15 protein-coding genes are annotated in these 16,860 nt (G+C 50.8%); 11 read left to right on the top strand and 4 right to left on the bottom strand.

The window, feature by feature from the left end:
• The first annotated feature begins 37 nt into the window (after window positions 1-37).
• Window positions 38-3,241 carry an AsmA family protein gene (locus H2508_RS03405; protein WP_182168971.1) on the top strand — a complete coding sequence of 1,068 codons (3,204 nt, stop codon included), beginning with the start codon at window positions 38-40 and terminating at the stop codon, window positions 3,239-3,241.
• Between the two features lie 67 nt (window positions 3,242-3,308).
• Window positions 3,309-4,667, top strand: coding sequence for a sodium-dependent transporter (locus H2508_RS03400; protein ID WP_182168970.1), 1,359 nt, complete (start codon window positions 3,309-3,311; stop codon window positions 4,665-4,667).
• A gap of 13 nt (window positions 4,668-4,680) precedes the next feature.
• Here H2508_RS03400 and H2508_RS03395 read toward each other — a convergent pair whose 3' ends face one another.
• The gene (locus tag H2508_RS03395; protein ID WP_182168969.1) at window positions 4,681-5,160 is read right to left on the bottom strand and encodes an LEA type 2 family protein; all 480 of its coding nucleotides are present in this window, start codon (window positions 5,158-5,160) and stop codon (window positions 4,681-4,683) included.
• Window positions 5,157-5,324 carry a hypothetical protein gene (locus tag H2508_RS03390; RefSeq protein ID WP_182168968.1) on the bottom strand — a complete coding sequence of 56 codons (168 nt, stop codon included), beginning with the start codon at window positions 5,322-5,324 and terminating at the stop codon, window positions 5,157-5,159. The genes H2508_RS03395 and H2508_RS03390 overlap by 4 nt, the downstream gene beginning before the upstream one ends.
• A 75-nt stretch (window positions 5,325-5,399) precedes the next feature.
• On the opposite strand from H2508_RS03390, the gene xrtH reads away from it, so the two are divergent.
• The 7 genes from xrtH to H2508_RS03355 all read left to right on the top strand — a co-directional run bounded on the left by xrtH (window position 5,400) and on the right by H2508_RS03355 (window position 12,844).
• Window positions 5,400-5,897 (top strand): exosortase H, encoded by a 498-nt coding sequence (gene xrtH / locus H2508_RS03385; RefSeq protein WP_182168967.1) that lies wholly within the window; start codon window positions 5,400-5,402, stop codon window positions 5,895-5,897.
• Window positions 5,894-6,538, top strand: a complete 645-nt coding sequence (locus H2508_RS03380) for an exosortase H-associated membrane protein (RefSeq protein ID WP_182168966.1) — start codon at window positions 5,894-5,896, stop codon at window positions 6,536-6,538. The genes xrtH and H2508_RS03380 overlap by 4 nt, the downstream gene beginning before the upstream one ends.
• A 96-nt stretch (window positions 6,539-6,634) precedes the next feature.
• Window positions 6,635-7,651 (top strand): YbgA family protein, encoded by a 1,017-nt coding sequence (locus H2508_RS03375; RefSeq protein ID WP_182168965.1) that lies wholly within the window; start codon window positions 6,635-6,637, stop codon window positions 7,649-7,651.
• A 118-nt stretch (window positions 7,652-7,769) separates the two neighbouring features.
• Window positions 7,770-9,224, top strand: a complete 1,455-nt coding sequence (locus H2508_RS03370; protein WP_182168964.1) for a cryptochrome/photolyase family protein — start codon at window positions 7,770-7,772, stop codon at window positions 9,222-9,224.
• 92 nt (window positions 9,225-9,316) lie between these two features.
• The gene (locus tag H2508_RS03365; RefSeq protein WP_182168963.1) at window positions 9,317-10,186 is read left to right on the top strand and encodes a hypothetical protein; all 870 of its coding nucleotides are present in this window, start codon (window positions 9,317-9,319) and stop codon (window positions 10,184-10,186) included.
• Between the two features lie 121 nt (window positions 10,187-10,307).
• A complete protein-coding gene (locus tag H2508_RS03360; RefSeq protein ID WP_182168962.1) occupies window positions 10,308-11,318 on the top strand; it encodes a hypothetical protein in 1,011 nt (336 codons plus the stop codon).
• A gap of 62 nt (window positions 11,319-11,380) precedes the next feature.
• Complete coding sequence (locus H2508_RS03355) at window positions 11,381-12,844, top strand: SLC13 family permease (protein ID WP_182168961.1); 1,464 nt, start codon at window positions 11,381-11,383, stop codon at window positions 12,842-12,844.
• 57 nt (window positions 12,845-12,901) lie between these two features.
• Here the strand turns inward: H2508_RS03355 and H2508_RS03350 are convergent, their stop codons facing one another.
• Window positions 12,902-13,345 (bottom strand): universal stress protein, encoded by a 444-nt coding sequence (locus H2508_RS03350; RefSeq protein ID WP_182168960.1) that lies wholly within the window; start codon window positions 13,343-13,345, stop codon window positions 12,902-12,904.
• A gap of 163 nt (window positions 13,346-13,508) precedes the next feature.
• On the opposite strand from H2508_RS03350, the gene H2508_RS03345 reads away from it, so the two are divergent.
• Window positions 13,509-14,276 (top strand): SDR family NAD(P)-dependent oxidoreductase, encoded by a 768-nt coding sequence (locus H2508_RS03345; protein WP_182168959.1) that lies wholly within the window; start codon window positions 13,509-13,511, stop codon window positions 14,274-14,276.
• Between the two features lie 299 nt (window positions 14,277-14,575).
• On the top strand, window positions 14,576-15,853 hold the full coding sequence (locus H2508_RS03340; protein ID WP_182168958.1) for an alkyl sulfatase dimerization domain-containing protein: 1,278 nt from the start codon (window positions 14,576-14,578) through the stop codon (window positions 15,851-15,853).
• A gap of 94 nt (window positions 15,854-15,947) precedes the next feature.
• On the opposite strand, the gene H2508_RS03335 is transcribed toward H2508_RS03340, so the two are convergent.
• Window positions 15,948-16,826, bottom strand: a complete 879-nt coding sequence (locus H2508_RS03335) for an LLM class flavin-dependent oxidoreductase (RefSeq protein ID WP_220463565.1) — start codon at window positions 16,824-16,826, stop codon at window positions 15,948-15,950.
• Between the last annotated feature and the right edge of the window lie 34 nt (window positions 16,827-16,860).

Here is a 16,860-nt window from a genome sequence, read left to right as displayed (position 1 = left end):
ACACTTTGAAGTCTCATTTAGGCCCTTCGAGTAGCCGATGCGCGTATTGTTATCTGTGTTGTTATTGCTGGTTTTGGGCACTGCGCTGGGCTCTTATTTACTGCTGCATTCGCCAGATAGACTACTGCGCACGGTTGAATGGCTAGTGGACGACTTCACGCTACTCCATCTGGACTTGCGCGAGCCTGTGCTCGATATACAGCAGGGGCGGATCACTGCTAAACAAATTCACCTCTATCAAGACGGTAGTAAGGGCGCGCCCCTCTTATCCATCTTGGATTTCAATGCCCGTATAAACCTCTGGCAGATGCTCTGGCAGCGACTGCAGGGCTCTGCACTGCAAGCTGGCAGTGTCATCATCTACATCGCCCAACAAGATGAGACGGAGGATCCCAGCCCCTCAAACTGGCTACGCCACTTAAAGTGGCTACCGGCCAAGCTGCAAGTAGGCTCACTACACCTGATTACCCATGGCGCTGATACGCGTATTTTCCCTCTTAAAAACATCGATGGAGAGCGTATTGCCTCCGATAAATATCGTTTAACTGCGGCAGCCGACTATGAAGGCGAGCCCCTAGATCTCAGGCTTTATCTCTACGCCATGCGCAGCGAGGAAGGTTTTCAGGGCATCGAATTACGCGGCGAGTTTCATGCCACAGAAAGTTCTCGCTTAGCAATATTGGAAGGTGAGCTCAAAGGGGGCATAGAGACCTTTAGTTATGACTTTTCCCTCAGCGCCGCAATTCCCGACATCGAAAAGCTACTAGCGGGGATTGAAGATGCACCCGCGGTGCAAGGCTCATTACAGTTACAGGGTCGCTTACAGGGGGATAGTCAGGGCTACGAGCTAAGTGATGCTCAGTTCATGCTCTATAACCCACCCGCTTATTCTCTTACCGCCACTGGTGACTTTAGCTACCAGAGCCCTGAGCACACGATGCTGAACCTTGAGGCCGAAGGACACTTGGCTGAGCTAGGCTATATAGTCAACTGGATCGACTTAGACCTATCTTCATTGGGCACAGCGAATGCCCGCCTGAGTGTCAGCGGCCCATTGGATAATATCGCTGTCAGTCAGTTTGAGCTGACAACGCTGCATGAGGCAGGTTTGGAGCTCAGTGTATCTGGCAGCCTGGCGCCTGGTGCCCTATCGGGAAAGAGCAATACCGGGGGCAATCAAGTTCAAATCAAGCTCCATGGCCCCAAGCTTGGGGTGCTCAGTCAATGGCTTGGCGAACTGCCCTTTGAGCCTGGCCCCTGGCAGCTCGAGGGTCTCCTCAGTGGCAACGCCGATGCACTTCAGCTCGAGGCAGTGCAAGGTCGTTTGGGGGACCCTGCCCAGTCTCATCTCACTGTGAGCGGTGGCATAGAGCTGATTGATCTTAGGCCCCCCATTAGCCTTGCCTCAATCTCAGGGCTAAAAAGCCAGTGGCAAGTAGAGGCGCCCTCTTTAGATCAAATTAACCAATGGCTAAAACTGAGCCTCCCCCCTGAACATCAGCTCCATGGGCAGGCTTCAATCAATGGCAGTGGCGATTCGCTGCAAATCAGTGATGCGGATATAGAGATTCAGGGCAGCGATCTGCAGCTCAACTTGGCCCAGCTCAAGGCCACAGTGAATCACCGCGAGCAATGGCTGATCGAAGGCCTTCAGGCTAAGCTCAATGGCAGCATGAGTGACAGCAGTGCCCTGTCTCAGTATTTGGAACTGGCTGTTCCCGTAATGGGGCAAGTTAGGGCCAGCGCTAATATCCGCCAAAACAAGCAGCGCTATTCACTGCAGGACATTGCGCTAAGCATCAACAGCCAACAGCTTCAACTGCAAGCCAGTGGCAAAATTAATGACTTACTGGCCTTCAGCGGCACTTCGCTAGCGCTGCAATTTTCGCATGTTGATACGGCTACCCTAGTCCACACCTACATTGATAACTTTCCCTATCAGGGACCGCTAGGCAGCCTAAGCGGCAGTGGCCAGTTGATCCAAGATGGTAAGCGCTGGAACTTGCATGACATCATGCTCGATAGCCATGACAATGATAGCTTCATGATGCACGCTAAAGGCCATCTTGATGACCTTGGCGGAATTCCTAATGGCAATGTTGAACTAAGTGCCTACAGCGAGGATCAACAGTTCATTAAAAATATCAGCGGCCGGGCCATCCCTAGTTTCAGCGCTCGACTGCAGAGCAAAGCTGGCACTGAGAACATAGTGACTGAGGTCTCTGCCGTCACTGGTGGCACGCAGTGGCAGCTACACAATGAAATTAAACACAAGAATAAGGCAATCACAGGGCTTAGCTTGGCGCTCAGCTCCCCCCTACTTTGGTTAACAGACCTTGGCATACAAGCAGCGGACCCCAACAAAGTTAAAGAGCAGGTGCCCGCCAGCGAAAAGCGCAACCCACTGGAAGCCTTGATCGAGCGACTGCCCAGCTACCCTATCGATCTGAGCCTAGATCTTGGTGGGATACGAGGTGAACAAAGCCAAATCCAAGGCCTAGAGTTAGAGATCATCGGTAGCAATGGCCAATACTTGCTACGTGAGCTCAACGTCAATTACGAGCATGCTCTGGCGGAATTTCGCGGCATCATTGACCTACAAGCACAACCTGCTGCCATCAGTATTGGTGGCCAGGCCCTAGCCATTGATATGGTGCGCTTGATACGCGACTTTGATATCGATAGCGATGTCGAGGGTGTGTTAAACATACGGGGCGGCTTAACATCCCGAGGCATTACCGGACAGCAGTGGATTGAATCCCTTGACGGCAGTTTAGCCTTAGCACTTGAAGACGCGGTGATCGAAGGCGCAGCCTATGATGTATTAGCAACCGACTTACTGGCCTGGATGTTCTCCGGTGCCGCCTTGGAGCGCTCAACCTATGTAGACTGCACGATGGCTCAGTTCGCAGTGAAATCAGGTGTGGCAAAGACTGACAACTTATATGTTGAATCGCCACGCATGATAGCTAAGGGAGAGGGTGAGCTAGATTTAGTGCGTCAACGGCTGGATATCACGCTCACTCCGCGCTCTAAAAACCGCTTAGTACAAATCCCCTCCTCTGTATCCTTGCGCGGCCCGATGAAAAGCCCTAAAACTAGCGTATCGCCCATAATGACAACCGCTAACGCCTCTGCAGAAGCGCTGATGCTGATCCCCGAGCTAGCCCTCAAACTCTTTGGCATTAAAGCGGATAAACAAAAAGGTAAACGCCCCTGCCAGGCCAGCTTAGGCAATTAAACTGGCCGTCACACAAGCGCTTCAGTTACACTCGCTGGCGCAATAACAACGCAAACGGGCATTATTTATGGCTTCAACTCGGGGCGAGTTCAGCTCACGCTTTGGTTTTATTATGGCTGCAGCAGGCAGCGCAGTAGGTCTTGGGAACATCTGGGGTTTTCCTACCCAGGCCGCTAGCAACGGCGGTGCAGCATTTCTCCTAGTCTATTTAGTTTTGGCCTTTACACTGGCCTATCCTGCACTGATGGCCGAACTGATTATTGGTCGCCATGCCCATGGCAATGCGGTGACTGCCCTGCGTTTAATTTCACCGGGCAGTCTGAGCCGGCGCATTGGCGCTGGCACTGGCATCATCGGTTTAGTGGTGGCCAGTTTGATTCTCAGTTTCTACGCCATTGTAGCGGGTTGGATGATCGCCCACTGCCTCGGCTCAGTGGCCGAGTTACTCGCTATGGATGCTCTCGCCAGCTGGCTAACTAGCTTCAGTTTTAGTCGCAATCTTCTGTTTATGATGCTTTTCATGGCACTCACTATCGGCATTATTTCTGAGGGTGTGCAGCAAGGTATTGAGCGCTGGTCTAGTCGCTTGATGCCCATCTTGCTAATTACGCTACTGATTCTAGTGGGCTATGTGCTGACACTAGAGGGAGCCGCCACGGGCCTGAAAATCTATCTCCTACCCGATTTTGACCGAGCCCTATCGCCATCCCTGATTATTAAAGCCTTGGGCGCTGCCTTCTTCTCGCTTTCTTTGGGCGTAGGTACGATGCTGATCTATGGCTCCTATATATCCGACCGCGAAAACCTGCCAGTACTCGGGGGAATGGTTACCTTAGTCGATATTTCTATCGCAGTGATGGCTGGCTTTTTGGTATTGCCGGCGATGTACGTTGCGCTGAATAATGGCGTAGAGATTTTTAACGCCAGCGGCGGTCTTATCTCCGAAGACACCTTGATCTTTACCGTGCTCCCAGAGCTGTTTCAAACCATGGGCATAGCGGGCATAGTGGTATCCTTTACCTTCTTCTTCCTGATGAGTATTGCCGCGCTAACCTCCTCTATTTCCATGCTGGAGGTACCGGTGGCCTATACCATTGAAGAACATGGTGTCAGCCGCAAACTTGCTGTGGTCTTAATTGGCTTAGCCATCACCGGCATTAGCACAGTGATTTTGCTGAATTTTGGCGAGCTCTTTGGCCTAGTGGTCACAGTGACCACTCGCTACAGCCAGCCTCTCTTAGGTTTTATGTTTTGTATCTATGCCGGTTGGGTATGGCGCCGCGATCAGGTCCTGCAAGAACTGCAAAAAGGCAATGCCGGCGCTGAGCACAGTACCTTCTGGAAGATATGGCCGCTGTATGTGCGCGTTGTCTGTCCGGTGATTATTTTAGCGATCTTCGCTCAATCACTGTGGGGAGCTGGCTAAGACGCCAGCGCCCTTAATTGAGCGACAGGCTGCCCTTCTCACTCACTCGCAAAGTGGGCATCAAGCCAGCAAAATCAATTTTAGCTGAGAAACGGTAATCTAGGTTGTCAGTGCTTGTCTGCCCTAATTCTGTGATTAAGCGCAGCACTTGAAGCAAATTGACCCCTGCCTCCAGTTTTACCTTCTGCTCTGAATAGGCAGCAATCCGGGGGATATCATTGCTTACCCCACTCACCAGTTCACGGCCCAGTAAATCCACTGCGTAACTAATACCCGTGATATTTAGTGCCTGCTTATTGGGGTTAGCAATGCGCAGCGTAATCTCAAAGCGCGGCCCACCCTCCGCATTCGGCAAGGAACGCACGCTGTCCACTGACACTTTTGGCGGGTCTATGTCGGCAAATAAAGTGGCGCAAGCACTTAAACTTAGTACTGCTATCAGCAATAGTGGAAATCTGGCTACGCGCCATGCCATGCTGCCAAGAGAATTCATGGTTTACTCCCTGGTGTGACTTTAAGAAATACGATGGCATAGCCAAAACTGCCAATAGCAAAGATCAGTGCTACCCAATCGGAAGTACGCAGGTACATCCAAGCGCTAAATACAAACATAGCAAGGGTCAATACTATACCGATAGTTCGACCGGTCCGTGTCATAATCAGCTCAACTCCCGTAAACTGTGAACTAGAGCACTTCCAAGTGAAGCACTGCTAAACCATAATACTACTGCTATGAAAAAGTTTATTTTAATTTTCTTACTGACACTGGTGACCTTGTTCACCGTGGAAATGCTGCAGCCAGTTCAAGAGCAGGTGATTCAACCCTTTACCGCTGCTCTGGCTACTTTGAGTGCCGCATTAATTTTACCCTTCGATGCCGATGTTATCGCTTATGGTCGGATTATCGAGCACACTGTAAATCGCTTTGCGGTGTCTATAGAAGCCGGGTGTAACGGTGTCGAAGCAGCTATTGTTTTAATCGCCGGGATCCTCGCCTTTCCCGCTAACTGGAAGCAGCGTGTCAGCGCTATTGTGCTGGGCTTTTTTACCATTCAAGTACTAAACATTGGCCGAATAATCAGCCTGTTTTATCTCGGTCAGTGGAGCGAAACAGTATTTACCTTCACCCACCTCTACCTTTGGCCGGTGTTGATTATGCTCGACGTATTAATCGTGTTCTTGATTTATTTGCGTTATCTCAACCGGCAGCCACTGCCCACTGCGACATGAGTGAATCTTCCCCCTATCGTTATATGGCCTGGGTGCTTGTGGTCATGGTGCCCTGTTTCGGCTTGTGGTATGCCAGTGGTGCCCTACCAGCTGCCCCAGCCTTTTATCTCAGTAAAATCCTGCTGGAATGGGGGCTGCCAGAGCTTGTTAACAGCGTAAGCCTCGATGGCACGCGCTTACTAGTTGTCTCTCAGTTTGGCGATATGGAAGATGGTCGAATCGTTCCCGCCGTGCAAGCCGGCTATCAGATGGCCTTTCCCGTAGACACTCGCTTGCTGTCATTCTCTATTCCATTTTTCGCCGCCCTCTTGTTTGCCTCACGGGTCAGTCAACCCCTGGAGCGCCTCAGCCGCGGTGTGTTAATTCTATGGTTATTAATGACGATCGGCTTGATCAGTATTAGCCTGAAGAACCTGATGCTAGGCTTGGGCGATACCTTGTATAGCGCAAGCACAGTCCCCCTACCCCCACCACCCGTGGTGGCAATTCTGTATCAACTCAATACCTTGATCGTGCCCACACTGGCACCGGTCTTGTTGTGGATGTGGATGGCTCGAGACTCTGCGCTATTGCAGCGTATCTGGGCTTATTATGGCCCCGCAGCAACAGCGGCAAACAAGCAGCAGAAAGAACAGGACTAAAGCTAGGGCTCTTTCAGCTAGAGCCCTCAATTTACCACCTTGCACTCGTCTCAAGACAAGGCTAACGTCTATCTGCCTCACCTTGAACACATGACCATGACTGAGTTGCCACACAACAGCCCACCGCAAAAGTCCGCTAAAGCGATAGCCGACAAGCCCGCAAACAACAAGCCGATAGTGGGCATTGGCGCCTGCCTAACTGGTCAAGAAGTCCGTTATAACGGCCAAAGTAAAAATGCTAACGAGCATGTTCGCGCCTTGATGGAGGCCTTTGACACCCGTTCATTTTGCCCGGAAGTGGGTATTGGTATGGGAATCCCCCGGCCGCCAATCCACTTAGTAGGCAGCGAAGCTGACAGTGTACGCGCCCTCGATGTGGCCACCCAGCAACAGGATTATACCGAGCGCTTAGCCCGCTATGGCGCCGAGCTTATCGCCAAAAATCCAGATCTCAGCGGTTATATTTTGGTGAAAGGTAGCCCAAGCTGTGGCTATGACCGGGTCAAACGCTATTTAGCTAACGGACACAGTGTCGCCACAGATACCCGCGGAATTTTTGCTAGCGCGCTGAGCCAAGCACAGCCACTGCTGCCCCTTGAGGATGACGGTCGTTTGAATGACCCCGGCTTGCGGGAAAGCTTTGTGACTCGAGTCTATACCTACCATGACTGGCAAACTCTGTGCCGCCAAGGCTTAACTGCGCAGCGTTTAGTCGCTTTTTACAGCCGCTATAAATACCTTGTCATGGCACATCATATCCCTAGTTACAAAATACTAGGACGCCTACTCGCCGACGCCGGCAAGCAGGACATTGATACATTGGCCGAGGAATTTATTGCCGGCTTGATGGCGGCATTAAGTGAAAGAGCAACCCAGCGTTCACACAGTAATGTGCTATTTCATCTGGCGGGCTACCTCAGAAAGCAATTAGGAACTGCCGAGCGCCAGCGCTTGAGCAGTCTGATCGATCAATACCGTGTGGGTGAGGTTCCGCTGATCGTGCCAATCACTATGCTGAAACATCACTTTGCTAATAACCCCAACCGCTACATTGAGCAGCAGGTGTTTATGCAGCCCTACCCCGATCAGCTAAAGCTACGCAACGAGCTCTAAGCATTAACCCAGTTCAAGCCCCTGCCAGCTTGATAAAAGCTCCCGCCAAGTACCTAGGAGTATCATCTAAGCTATGACAGCAGTGAGTTTATCTACTAGCAAAAGGCAGCCTTAGGCAATGAATGAAGCGATTATATTTTGGTTCAGGCAAGACCTGCGACTAAAAGACAACCCGGGCTTAGACGCTGCCATTGCCAGCGGAAAAGCGCTTATCCCAGTGTATATTTTAGACGATGAAAGTCCTAGCCAGTGGCGCTTGGGACAAGCCAGCCGCTGGTGGCTACATCACAGCCTGAGTGCTTTAAATAAAGAGCTTAAGCAGCATTACGGCACTGAACTGATACTGCGAAGGGGCTCGGCTAAAACGCTGCTGCCCAAGCTCTGTGATGAGACTGGCGCCGATGCGGTTTTTTGCAGCCGTCAGTACGAGCCCTGGGCGGCAGCGCTTGAACAAGATCTGCATCACTTGTTTCAATACAGGGCAATTAGCTTTAAACGCTTTGCTGGCAGCCTCTTGTTTGAACCGGGCAGCATACTGACCCAAGCTGGCGGCCCCTTTAAGGTTTTCACCGCATTCTGGCGCCGCTGCCGCAGCGGCCCCGAACCAGCACTGCCCTTAGGACTGCCAAAAGCCCCTCAGAGCCTTAGGACGGGCTTGGCATCTGATACTTTGACAGATTGGCAACTTTTGCCCGACAGCCCCAACTGGGCAGCGGGATGGGAAACACTCTGGCAACCGGGTGCTGAAGGCGCTGCGCAGCGGCTACAGCAGTTTCTAAATGCTGCCATCGATGATTACCAAGATGCACGAGACATCCCGGCACAAGTAGGCACTAGCTTACTCTCAGCACATTTGAGTTTCGGTGAAATATCACCGCGCATGGTCTGGCATGCCACAAAGGCTAAAGTAGCCCAAGAGCACAGTTTGCTTGAGCAGAGCAATAAGTTTCTCAGTGAGTTGGCTTGGCGGGAATTTAGTCACCATCTATTGCACTTTTTTCCGCAACTACCGCAGGAGCCCTTCAAGGCGCAGTTTGCTCACTTCCCCTGGGAGAGTAATCCCACTGCACTTCAGGCTTGGCAACAAGGCCAAACAGGCTACCCAATGGTTGACGCCGGTATGCGCGAATTGTGGCAGAGCGGCTATATGCACAACCGGCTTCGAATGATAGTGGCCTCGTTCTTGACCAAACACTTGCGGCTGCACTGGCGCTTAGGCGAACGCTGGTTTTGGGACTGTTTGGTCGATGCCAACTTAGCCAACAACGCCAGTGGCTGGCAGTGGGTGGCTGGCAGCGGCGCCGATGCCTCTCCTTACTTTCGTATCTTCAACCCCACGACTCAAGGGGAAAAATTTGACCCACAAGGTGACTATATTCGCCGCTGGGTTCCTGAACTCGCTGGGCTGCCCAACAAGTATCTTCACCAGCCTTCTAAAGCACCTGCTAAGGTACTAGAACAAGCGGGGTTAGTCTTAGGTGAAAACTACCCTCTGCCTATAGTCGAGCACAGCAGCGCTAGGGAGCAGGCCCTTTCCGCCTATGCTGTCGCGCGCGAGTCATTCAATCTTTGATTTTTCGTATGCTGGAAATAGCTTTCAATAAGGCCGATACTAGCTGCTGAACATAAGTACAAACAACCTGCATTGAACTAAAGGAGTTCTATATGCCAACGCCACTTAAATCCTTAACTGCTGGCATTGCACTTGCCACGATGAGTCTCTGTCATAGTATTGCTTACGCAGATATTGCTGAGGTCGTCACTTCTGAAGGTGATGTCATGACCTTTGAATACGAAGGCAACATGCTACGGATTAATTCTGGTCAAAGCGATCAGGGTTACATGCTGATGCGCGACAACAAAATGTATGTCGTCACAGACAGTGACGGGCAGCCAATGGTTTTTGATATGAGCTCTGCCATGAAGATGTTTGGCAGCATGGCTGAAAGTGCCACCCCTAGTACCGTTGAGACTAAGGTGATTTCCCTGAAAGCCACCGGCAAAAGTGAAACACTGGCTGGCATAAAGGGCGAGGTCTATGAACTGCACTACATCGACCACGAGGGCGAGGAACAGCGTGCAGATATGGTGCTGTCGGACAACGCACTAGCCCGTGGCTTCCGCGATGCCATTCAGAACATGGCAATGACCCTGGCCAACTCACTGGATAAAGATACCTTCAAAAAACAGATGAAGGCTGGTGAAAACCTCCAGGACCAGCTGAGCGCCTTAAATAAAGGTGTCTTGCGCTATGGTCAAGACATGGAACTGCGCTCACTCAAAGACACCAAAGTCGACCCACAGCGCTTTGTGTTACCGGCTCAGCCCACAGATCTTGGCGGCATGTTAAGCGAAGCCTTCGGTGGGATTCAGGGCTCTGATGATTCTGAGGGCGGTATATTGGGGGCGATTTTTGGCGGCGACCAAGACAAAGCCGAGAAAAAGCAGCCTACTAGTGATAAAGAAGAACCTTCTGCTGGTGAAGCAGTGGGCAAGGCTGTCGGCGAAGCCATCAATAAGCTCTTCGGTAAGTAAGTATTTTGAGATAGTCCGCTCTGGCCGCTACTAATACTTTAGCTAGCGGCCAGCAGCTGCGACCAAATCTTAAGGCCAATAATAAAGTAGCTTCCTAGGCATAAGGAGCCCATGACTCAGCATGGTGAAACAGCAGCTAAAGCAGCCTAATTTTAAAGACCGCCTAAGCCAGCTTGGCTATCTCTTAAAACACACTTTTACACTGGTCGGTAAGGATCCCGGCATTATTCGCCCATGGGCCCGAATGACTGTCTATGCGCTGATCATGAGCAACCTGTTTTTTCTTGGCATTTTAGCCGTAGTGCTGGGCGTTAAAAGTCTAGCCATCATCTTACTGCTCTCTGCGGCCTCAATGTTTCTCTATAAACACTTCTATTACACTCGACAAGAAATGCGACAAAGCTGGCTGGTCAGCGAGACCCTACAGGGCCGTCAGCGCAGCGCTGATGAGGCCGGTGCTAGGGTCGCCGAGCTCAGCGCCACTGTGCGCCGTATCGCTCTGATCGACATGCTGGTATCCGGGCTGATACTGCTAAGTAAAAACAATGACAAGAGCAGCGGCCTACTGCGCTTTTTAATGAAGGGCATTGAAGAGGTTTGGGACTTACTCAACCACTACCTGCTGCCCTCCGCCGCCGTCGATGCTTACGGAATAAAAGACGGTATCGCGCGGATGAAAACACTGCAGCAAAACGTACCCGAGACCCTAGTAGGTGTTTTCGGTATCGATATCGCTGCTCGGGCAGTCGGTTCAATTATGGGTTTTGTTTACTTTGCCTTGATTGTGTTAGCGCTGTGCTTAGGACTGATGCTAGGTGATGCAGTCACGCCGTTTTATGTCGGTGACTTGGTAAAAACCTTTAATGTGCAGGATTATGGTTATCTCCCAACAAATCTGCACTTTTCTTTACTGCCCTTATTTATAGTGCTCTGGCTAGGTAAGCTTGGCAGCGCGATACTGGAGCGAATCACTACATCGGTAAAAGTCATCTATTTTTCTATTTTCTACATGCGAATTACCCACAGTGAAGATATCATTCCAGAAATTCGTGGAGAGCTAGACGGGTATTTGAAAATGGAAGACCCCAATCCAACACCCATTACAGAAACTGGCATCGCCACAACTTCTTAACGCTAGACTGAGGAGCATTGCCTCGTCTTAAATAGCGCTTTAAACGAGGCAATACATTCCCCATGTCTGAACTGCTACAGAACAAGCACGTTGCGGCTGGCTTCCCTAAAAGTCGCCTGATTGGCTTGTTCCTCGGCCTAGGCTTTTTACTTTTAACACTGTTTACAGATCCACCTGGGACGATGTCCCCCGAAGCATGGTCAGCCTTAGGCCTTATGCTGATCATGGCCACTTGGTGGTCAAGCGAAGCCATTCCTATCCCAGCTACAGCGCTGTTACCGATCGTACTGGTGCCCAGCCTCGGTCTTGGCAGTATTTCGGAGGCAACATCTTCTTACGCCCATCCGATTATCTTCCTGTTTCTTGGCGGATTTACCTTGGGTTTAGCGATGCAACGCTGGAAATTACACCGCCGTATCGCACTACTCACCCTTAGCGCTGTTGGCTATGAACCTAAACGGCAGATTGCAGGTTTTATAATGGCTACTGCCTTTCTGAGCATGTGGGTCAGTAATACGGCCACAGCCATTATGATGCTACCCATCGCTTTGTCGGTCATTGCGATGATAGGCAAAAGCGAGCCACAAAATATCCAGCGCTATGCCACGGCACTACTACTAGCCATAGCCTATGCCGCCAACATCGGTGGCATTGCCACCTTAATCGGTACGCCGCCCAATGCTTTATTGGCCGCCTACCTCAATGACACTCATGGCCTATCTGTGGGGTTTGCCCAGTGGATGCTATTGGGAATCCCAGTGGCGTCGCTAATGCTGGTGTTTACCTGGTGGTGGCTAAGCCGCAAGGATTTTGGACTAGGCGACCAACAGAACTCCGCTCTAGTGATACAAGCTGAGCTGGCCGAAATGGGACAAATGAGCCGCGGGGAAAAAATTGTCGCGAGTATATTTGTGCTAACCGCCTGTGCGTGGATTTTTCGACCGCTGCTTTCAGCTAGTTTAATGCCCTGGCTGAGTGACACTGGCATTGCCATCGCGGCAGCTATCACAATGTTTATGATTCCCGTTAACCTGCGTCAACAAAGCTTTGTTCTTGACTGGCAAAGTGCTGAAAAGCTTCCCTGGGGCATTCTTCTTTTGTTCGGTGGCGGCCTTGCCATGGCCAGTGTTATCAGCAGCTCGGGCCTAGCAGACTGGATAGCCACTACTATCGCAGCCACAGGCACAATGTCGCTGCTCGTTCTGCTTATAGTCATTGTCAGCGTGCTAATTTTTCTCACTGAGGTCACTAGCAACACAGCGACTGCTGCTGCTTTTCTGCCACTGCTGGGAGCTCTGGCGCTATCTCAAGAGGCCTCACCGCTGCTGCTAACGGTTCCTGCAGCCATTGCCACTAGCTGTGCTTTTATGATGCCAGTGGCAACACCGCCCAACGCTATTGTGTTCTCCAGCGGCCATATCAAAATATCAGACATGATCCAGACCGGCTTTGTGCTCAATATCCTAGGGATTGTGGTAGTTACACTGATGTCTTACCTCTTCATGGACTTTATTTTCACCCTGTAGAAGCTAGGACATAAATGGGCAGCCTCTGGCTTGTCGCCCTACCCTCGCAGTAAGGCCTCAGCGCACTACAATCACGCCGCACTTGGCACTATTGCTAACCTTGTGTGAAACACTGCCCATGATAAAGCCACTCAAATTACCCAAGCCGCGGCTACCCATAACGATAGTGTCAACATTGAGGGTTTCGGCCTGAGTCATAATGGTGCGCGCAGGATCGCCCTGAATCACTTCAGCTTGAACCTTTTCAATGCCAAGCTCGCGAGCATGGGCTGCAGCACCTTCAATGATTTTCTTAGCGGCTGCTTCTAGCTCGCTGCGATCATCATACATTGGCATTACTGGGCCAATGCCCCAAACCATGGTTGTTGGGTAGTACAAAGGCTCCGGTACATGCAATATATGCAGCTGGGCGTTTTCTTGACGGGCTAATGTGCATGCTAGTTTTAAGGCTTTCTTGCCTTCCTCTGAGCCATCGACCGCCACTAATATTGAGTCGTACACGATACACTCCTTATATCTACACATAAGCGTCTAATAAGACAGACTTAGCTAAGTATGCTTTAGCATAAGCATTTTTGGTAGCTCTAACAGCAATCAGTCAAACTTGTCCCTCGCTTATCTATTAGGGCATGCTGTGCCAATAACAACATAAGGACACCTCTTTATGAGCACTGTAAATTTTTCTATCGACTTAAGTGGCCACACCGCAATTGTGACCGGAGCATCCTCCGGCCTGGGACAGCGTTTTGCCAAAGTGCTAGCCGCCTGTGGAGCCAAGGTGGCCTGCACGGCGCGACGACGCGATAAACTGGAGCAGGTGGTTGCTGAAATCACAGCCGAAGGTGGCCAAGCCCAAGCCTTTACTCTCGATGTACGCGATGCCGAACAACTCAAAAACATTATTCCCACGGTTACAGCGGCCTTGGGCCAGCCCAATATCTTAATCAATAATGCTGGTATCCCAGATGGCCAACGAGCCATTAAGATGTCGACAGAATTTATCGACAACCTGCTCGATAGTAACCTGCGCAGTGCCTATATTTTGTCTAATGAATTCGCTCGACCACTGATTGAAGCTAAAATGCCAGGCAAAATTGTCAACATCTCCTCGGTCATGGCCTTCCAATACGACGGCAATGGCGCGGCTTTGTATTCAATTACCAAAGCAGCTCTAGCTCGCATGACCGAAGCACTCGCTGTTGAGTGGTCGCGTTTTTTTATTAACGTTAATGCCATTGCTCCCGGGGCTTTCTCCACAGAAATGCTAGACGGTATGCTCGATCGCATGGGAGATATCTCACAGCACTTTCCACGCAAGCGCATTTGCCAGACCGAGCAAATGGACAGCACCTTGCTTTATCTTGTCTCCCCTTCATCGGATGCCGTAACCGGAACTGTTATTAAAGTGGATGATGGCCAAAGTCCTAGATAGCAGTGACAAAACGCAGGGCCCTGCTTACGCAGCATGACAACATGGATGACGCTCTGTCGACAGCAATGAAATGCTGCTGGTCGATAATGCTATTCACCGGACTGCGGCGCTGTGCTCTCCCTGAGCAAAGCTGCCTAAATGCAGATTTTCTCGCCGCTTCCTTGTCCCGGCTAGGACATTAGCCCCAGCGCTCGAGTGGCAGCATTAAGCAATTGCCTTTCTAGTGACGGCGCCCTACAATTAATGCTTACTCATTAATTAATAAGTCCTGCGTTAAGCTCGATATAAAAGAGGCAAGTATGAGAACTCCCATTTACAAATCACGCCCTTACGGCCCTTCTGCTGCGCGCTTTGGCGGAGAAAGAATCAATGATTTTATCGTGATGTCAGAAGGCTGCTCTAATAGCTACCTACTAGAGACCTCGGAAGGCAATATATTGATCAACACTGGCATGGGCTTTGAAGCGCCAGTGCACTTTAAAAATTATGAAACGCACTCTTCGGCTAAAGATAGCATCAAGTATGTAATCACCACCCAAGGACACGTAGATCACGTTGGCGGAGTGCAGTACTTCCGGGATAAAAACCCCGGATTACAGTACATCGCGCAGGCTGGGATTGAAGAGCACCAAAGCTATGATGCACGCCTGAGCGAATTCCGCGCTCGTCGTTCATCTTTCCGCTTTTTAGATGAGTTTAACAATGCCTTTAGCTATTACGCCGCTGAAGGTTATAGCGACTTCAACCCACAGGACCGCCCTAGTCCAGACATCACTTTTGAAGAGCGTTATGAGCTGAGTCTAGGCGGGCTCGATCTTGTGCTGATTGCAGTCAAAGGCGCAGAAACCAACGACTCCTTAATTGTTTGGCTACCTCAACACAAAATTTGTCTCACAGGAAACCTCTTCGGCTGCCCTTTTGGTCACTTCCCTAACCTAGTGACAATCCGCGGCGACCGCTATCGAGACGCCCTCACCTGTGCGGCCGCGGCACAAACAGTATTGGATCTAGAGGCCGAGACAATCCTCTACGGCCACCATGCTCCAGTGCTCGGTAAAGAGCTGATTAAGAGCGAGCTCTGCGCCTATCGAGATGCTATTCACTATGTACACAACGAAACTGTTAAAGGTATGAATGAGGGCAAGGAGCTTCATACCCTGATGCAGGAGATTCAGCTGCCTCCAGAGCTGGAAGTTGGCCAAGGCTATGGCAAGGTGTCTTGGAGTGTTAGAGCAATATGGGAGAACTACGCAGGTTGGTTCCACCATAACTCCACAACCGAGCTTTACAGCGTACCGCAAAAATCAGTGCATGCTGACCTCATCGAATTAGCGGGTATTGATGCACTTATTGAGCGGGCCCAGCAAAAACTCAAGGAAGGTAAGTTAGAGGAGTCCTTACATCTGCTCGACATTATCTTCTCAGAGCAACCCAAGCAGGAACAAGCGATTGAACTGGCCATTAAAGTCCACGAGAAACTGCTCAAGGATGCGGATAATTTCTGGCTAAACGGCTGGCTTGAAAACCAAATAAAGCTGTTAAAAGGTGGTAAAACCACACCTTTAGCCTACGACTAGCCGCTTTCTGCAGCCTAGTGTCAGACAAGTTGATCTGCACTAGGCTGCTGCCATGTCATTGCTAAAGTAAAACTAATCGAAGTCGATAAATGGCCTAAGAGATGAGCTCTGCAATCTGATGGACCTGAGCGATATCTTCGCTAGTCGGGATCAGCTGTACCTCATGAAGGCCTATATCCTCAAATTGCTTTAACAGGCTTTTTAGTTCTGACAAACTTCCTGAAAAACCCACCGTCGGCAGCATTGCCTCCAGCGCATCGGCTTCAATCCAGTTGAAATAGTGGCGTAAATGTCGCTGCAATTGCACGCGACCATCATCACCCAGGGCGAACCAAAAGGCTGTTGTCAGCTTCGGTTCTGGCCTCCCCGCTTCACTCCATGCTGCCCGCACCTGTTCGACTGAATCACTAGCCGTGTCAATATTCAGATCAAAACTAAAGCCTGATATACCGTCGGCCCACTGCGCTGCTGCACGAATTGCTTTGGGGCCCTGGGCACCTGCTAGCAGTTCAGGGCCGCCTTTACGATATGGTGGGGGGCCGATGGGTTTCAATGTATCAACGACTTTTTCCCCAGCCCATACCCGCTTCATAATCGCCACCCGCTCTGCGAGATCGGCCTGCTTGCGAGTCGCGGGGTCTGCACCAACTGCCAGATAATCTTCAGTTCGCCCGCCAACGCCAAGGCCAACAGAGAGCCTACCTTGGCTAAGCATATCGGCAGTAGCCAAACTCTTTGCCAACATCACAGGGTTGTGTAGCTGTGCGACGATCACTGTGGTCTTAAGTTGTACGCGCTTAGTCCATGCGGCACAGGCACCTAATAGCGTGATAACTTCAGGGTTATCAAAGGCCATCCGCTCACCAAAGCAGAGCGAAGAAAATGGCCCTTCATCGACGGCTTTTGCCCATGCTTCCAAAAGCGGCCCGTCCACCTCGGGCTCCATCAATGGCAGCGTCATACCTATTTGCATTATTTTTTATCCTTAATTGACTGTGCCTTAGGGC

Source organism: Sediminihaliea albiluteola (assembly GCF_014077625.1).
Classification (GTDB): domain Bacteria; phylum Pseudomonadota; class Gammaproteobacteria; order Pseudomonadales; family Halieaceae; genus Sediminihaliea; species Sediminihaliea albiluteola.
Note: the sequence above shows the minus strand (reverse complement) of the source record. Positions and strands in the feature narration are given on the sequence as shown.

Bases quoted from the DNA above. Each gene is read 5' to 3' on its own strand.
- H2508_RS03405 (WP_182168971.1), top strand. From the start codon at position 38: ATGCGCGTATTGTTATCTGTGTTGTTATTGCTGGTTTTGGGCACTGCG.
- H2508_RS03400 (WP_182168970.1), top strand. From the start codon at position 3,309: ATGGCTTCAACTCGGGGCGAGTTCAGCTCACGCTTTGGTTTTATTATG.
- H2508_RS03395 (WP_182168969.1), bottom strand. From the start codon at position 5,160: ATGAATTCTCTTGGCAGCATGGCATGGCGCGTAGCCAGATTTCCACTA.
- H2508_RS03390 (WP_182168968.1), bottom strand. From the start codon at position 5,324: ATGACACGGACCGGTCGAACTATCGGTATAGTATTGACCCTTGCTATG.
- xrtH (WP_182168967.1), top strand. From the start codon at position 5,400: ATGAAAAAGTTTATTTTAATTTTCTTACTGACACTGGTGACCTTGTTC.
- H2508_RS03380 (WP_182168966.1), top strand. From the start codon at position 5,894: ATGAGTGAATCTTCCCCCTATCGTTATATGGCCTGGGTGCTTGTGGTC.
- H2508_RS03375 (WP_182168965.1), top strand. From the start codon at position 6,635: ATGACTGAGTTGCCACACAACAGCCCACCGCAAAAGTCCGCTAAAGCG.
- H2508_RS03370 (WP_182168964.1), top strand. From the start codon at position 7,770: ATGAATGAAGCGATTATATTTTGGTTCAGGCAAGACCTGCGACTAAAA.
- H2508_RS03365 (WP_182168963.1), top strand. From the start codon at position 9,317: ATGCCAACGCCACTTAAATCCTTAACTGCTGGCATTGCACTTGCCACG.
- H2508_RS03360 (WP_182168962.1), top strand. From the start codon at position 10,308: ATGGTGAAACAGCAGCTAAAGCAGCCTAATTTTAAAGACCGCCTAAGC.
- H2508_RS03355 (WP_182168961.1), top strand. From the start codon at position 11,381: ATGTCTGAACTGCTACAGAACAAGCACGTTGCGGCTGGCTTCCCTAAA.
- H2508_RS03345 (WP_182168959.1), top strand. From the start codon at position 13,509: ATGAGCACTGTAAATTTTTCTATCGACTTAAGTGGCCACACCGCAATT.
- H2508_RS03340 (WP_182168958.1), top strand. From the start codon at position 14,576: ATGAGAACTCCCATTTACAAATCACGCCCTTACGGCCCTTCTGCTGCG.
- H2508_RS03335 (WP_220463565.1), bottom strand. From the start codon at position 16,826: ATGCAAATAGGTATGACGCTGCCATTGATGGAGCCCGAGGTGGACGGG.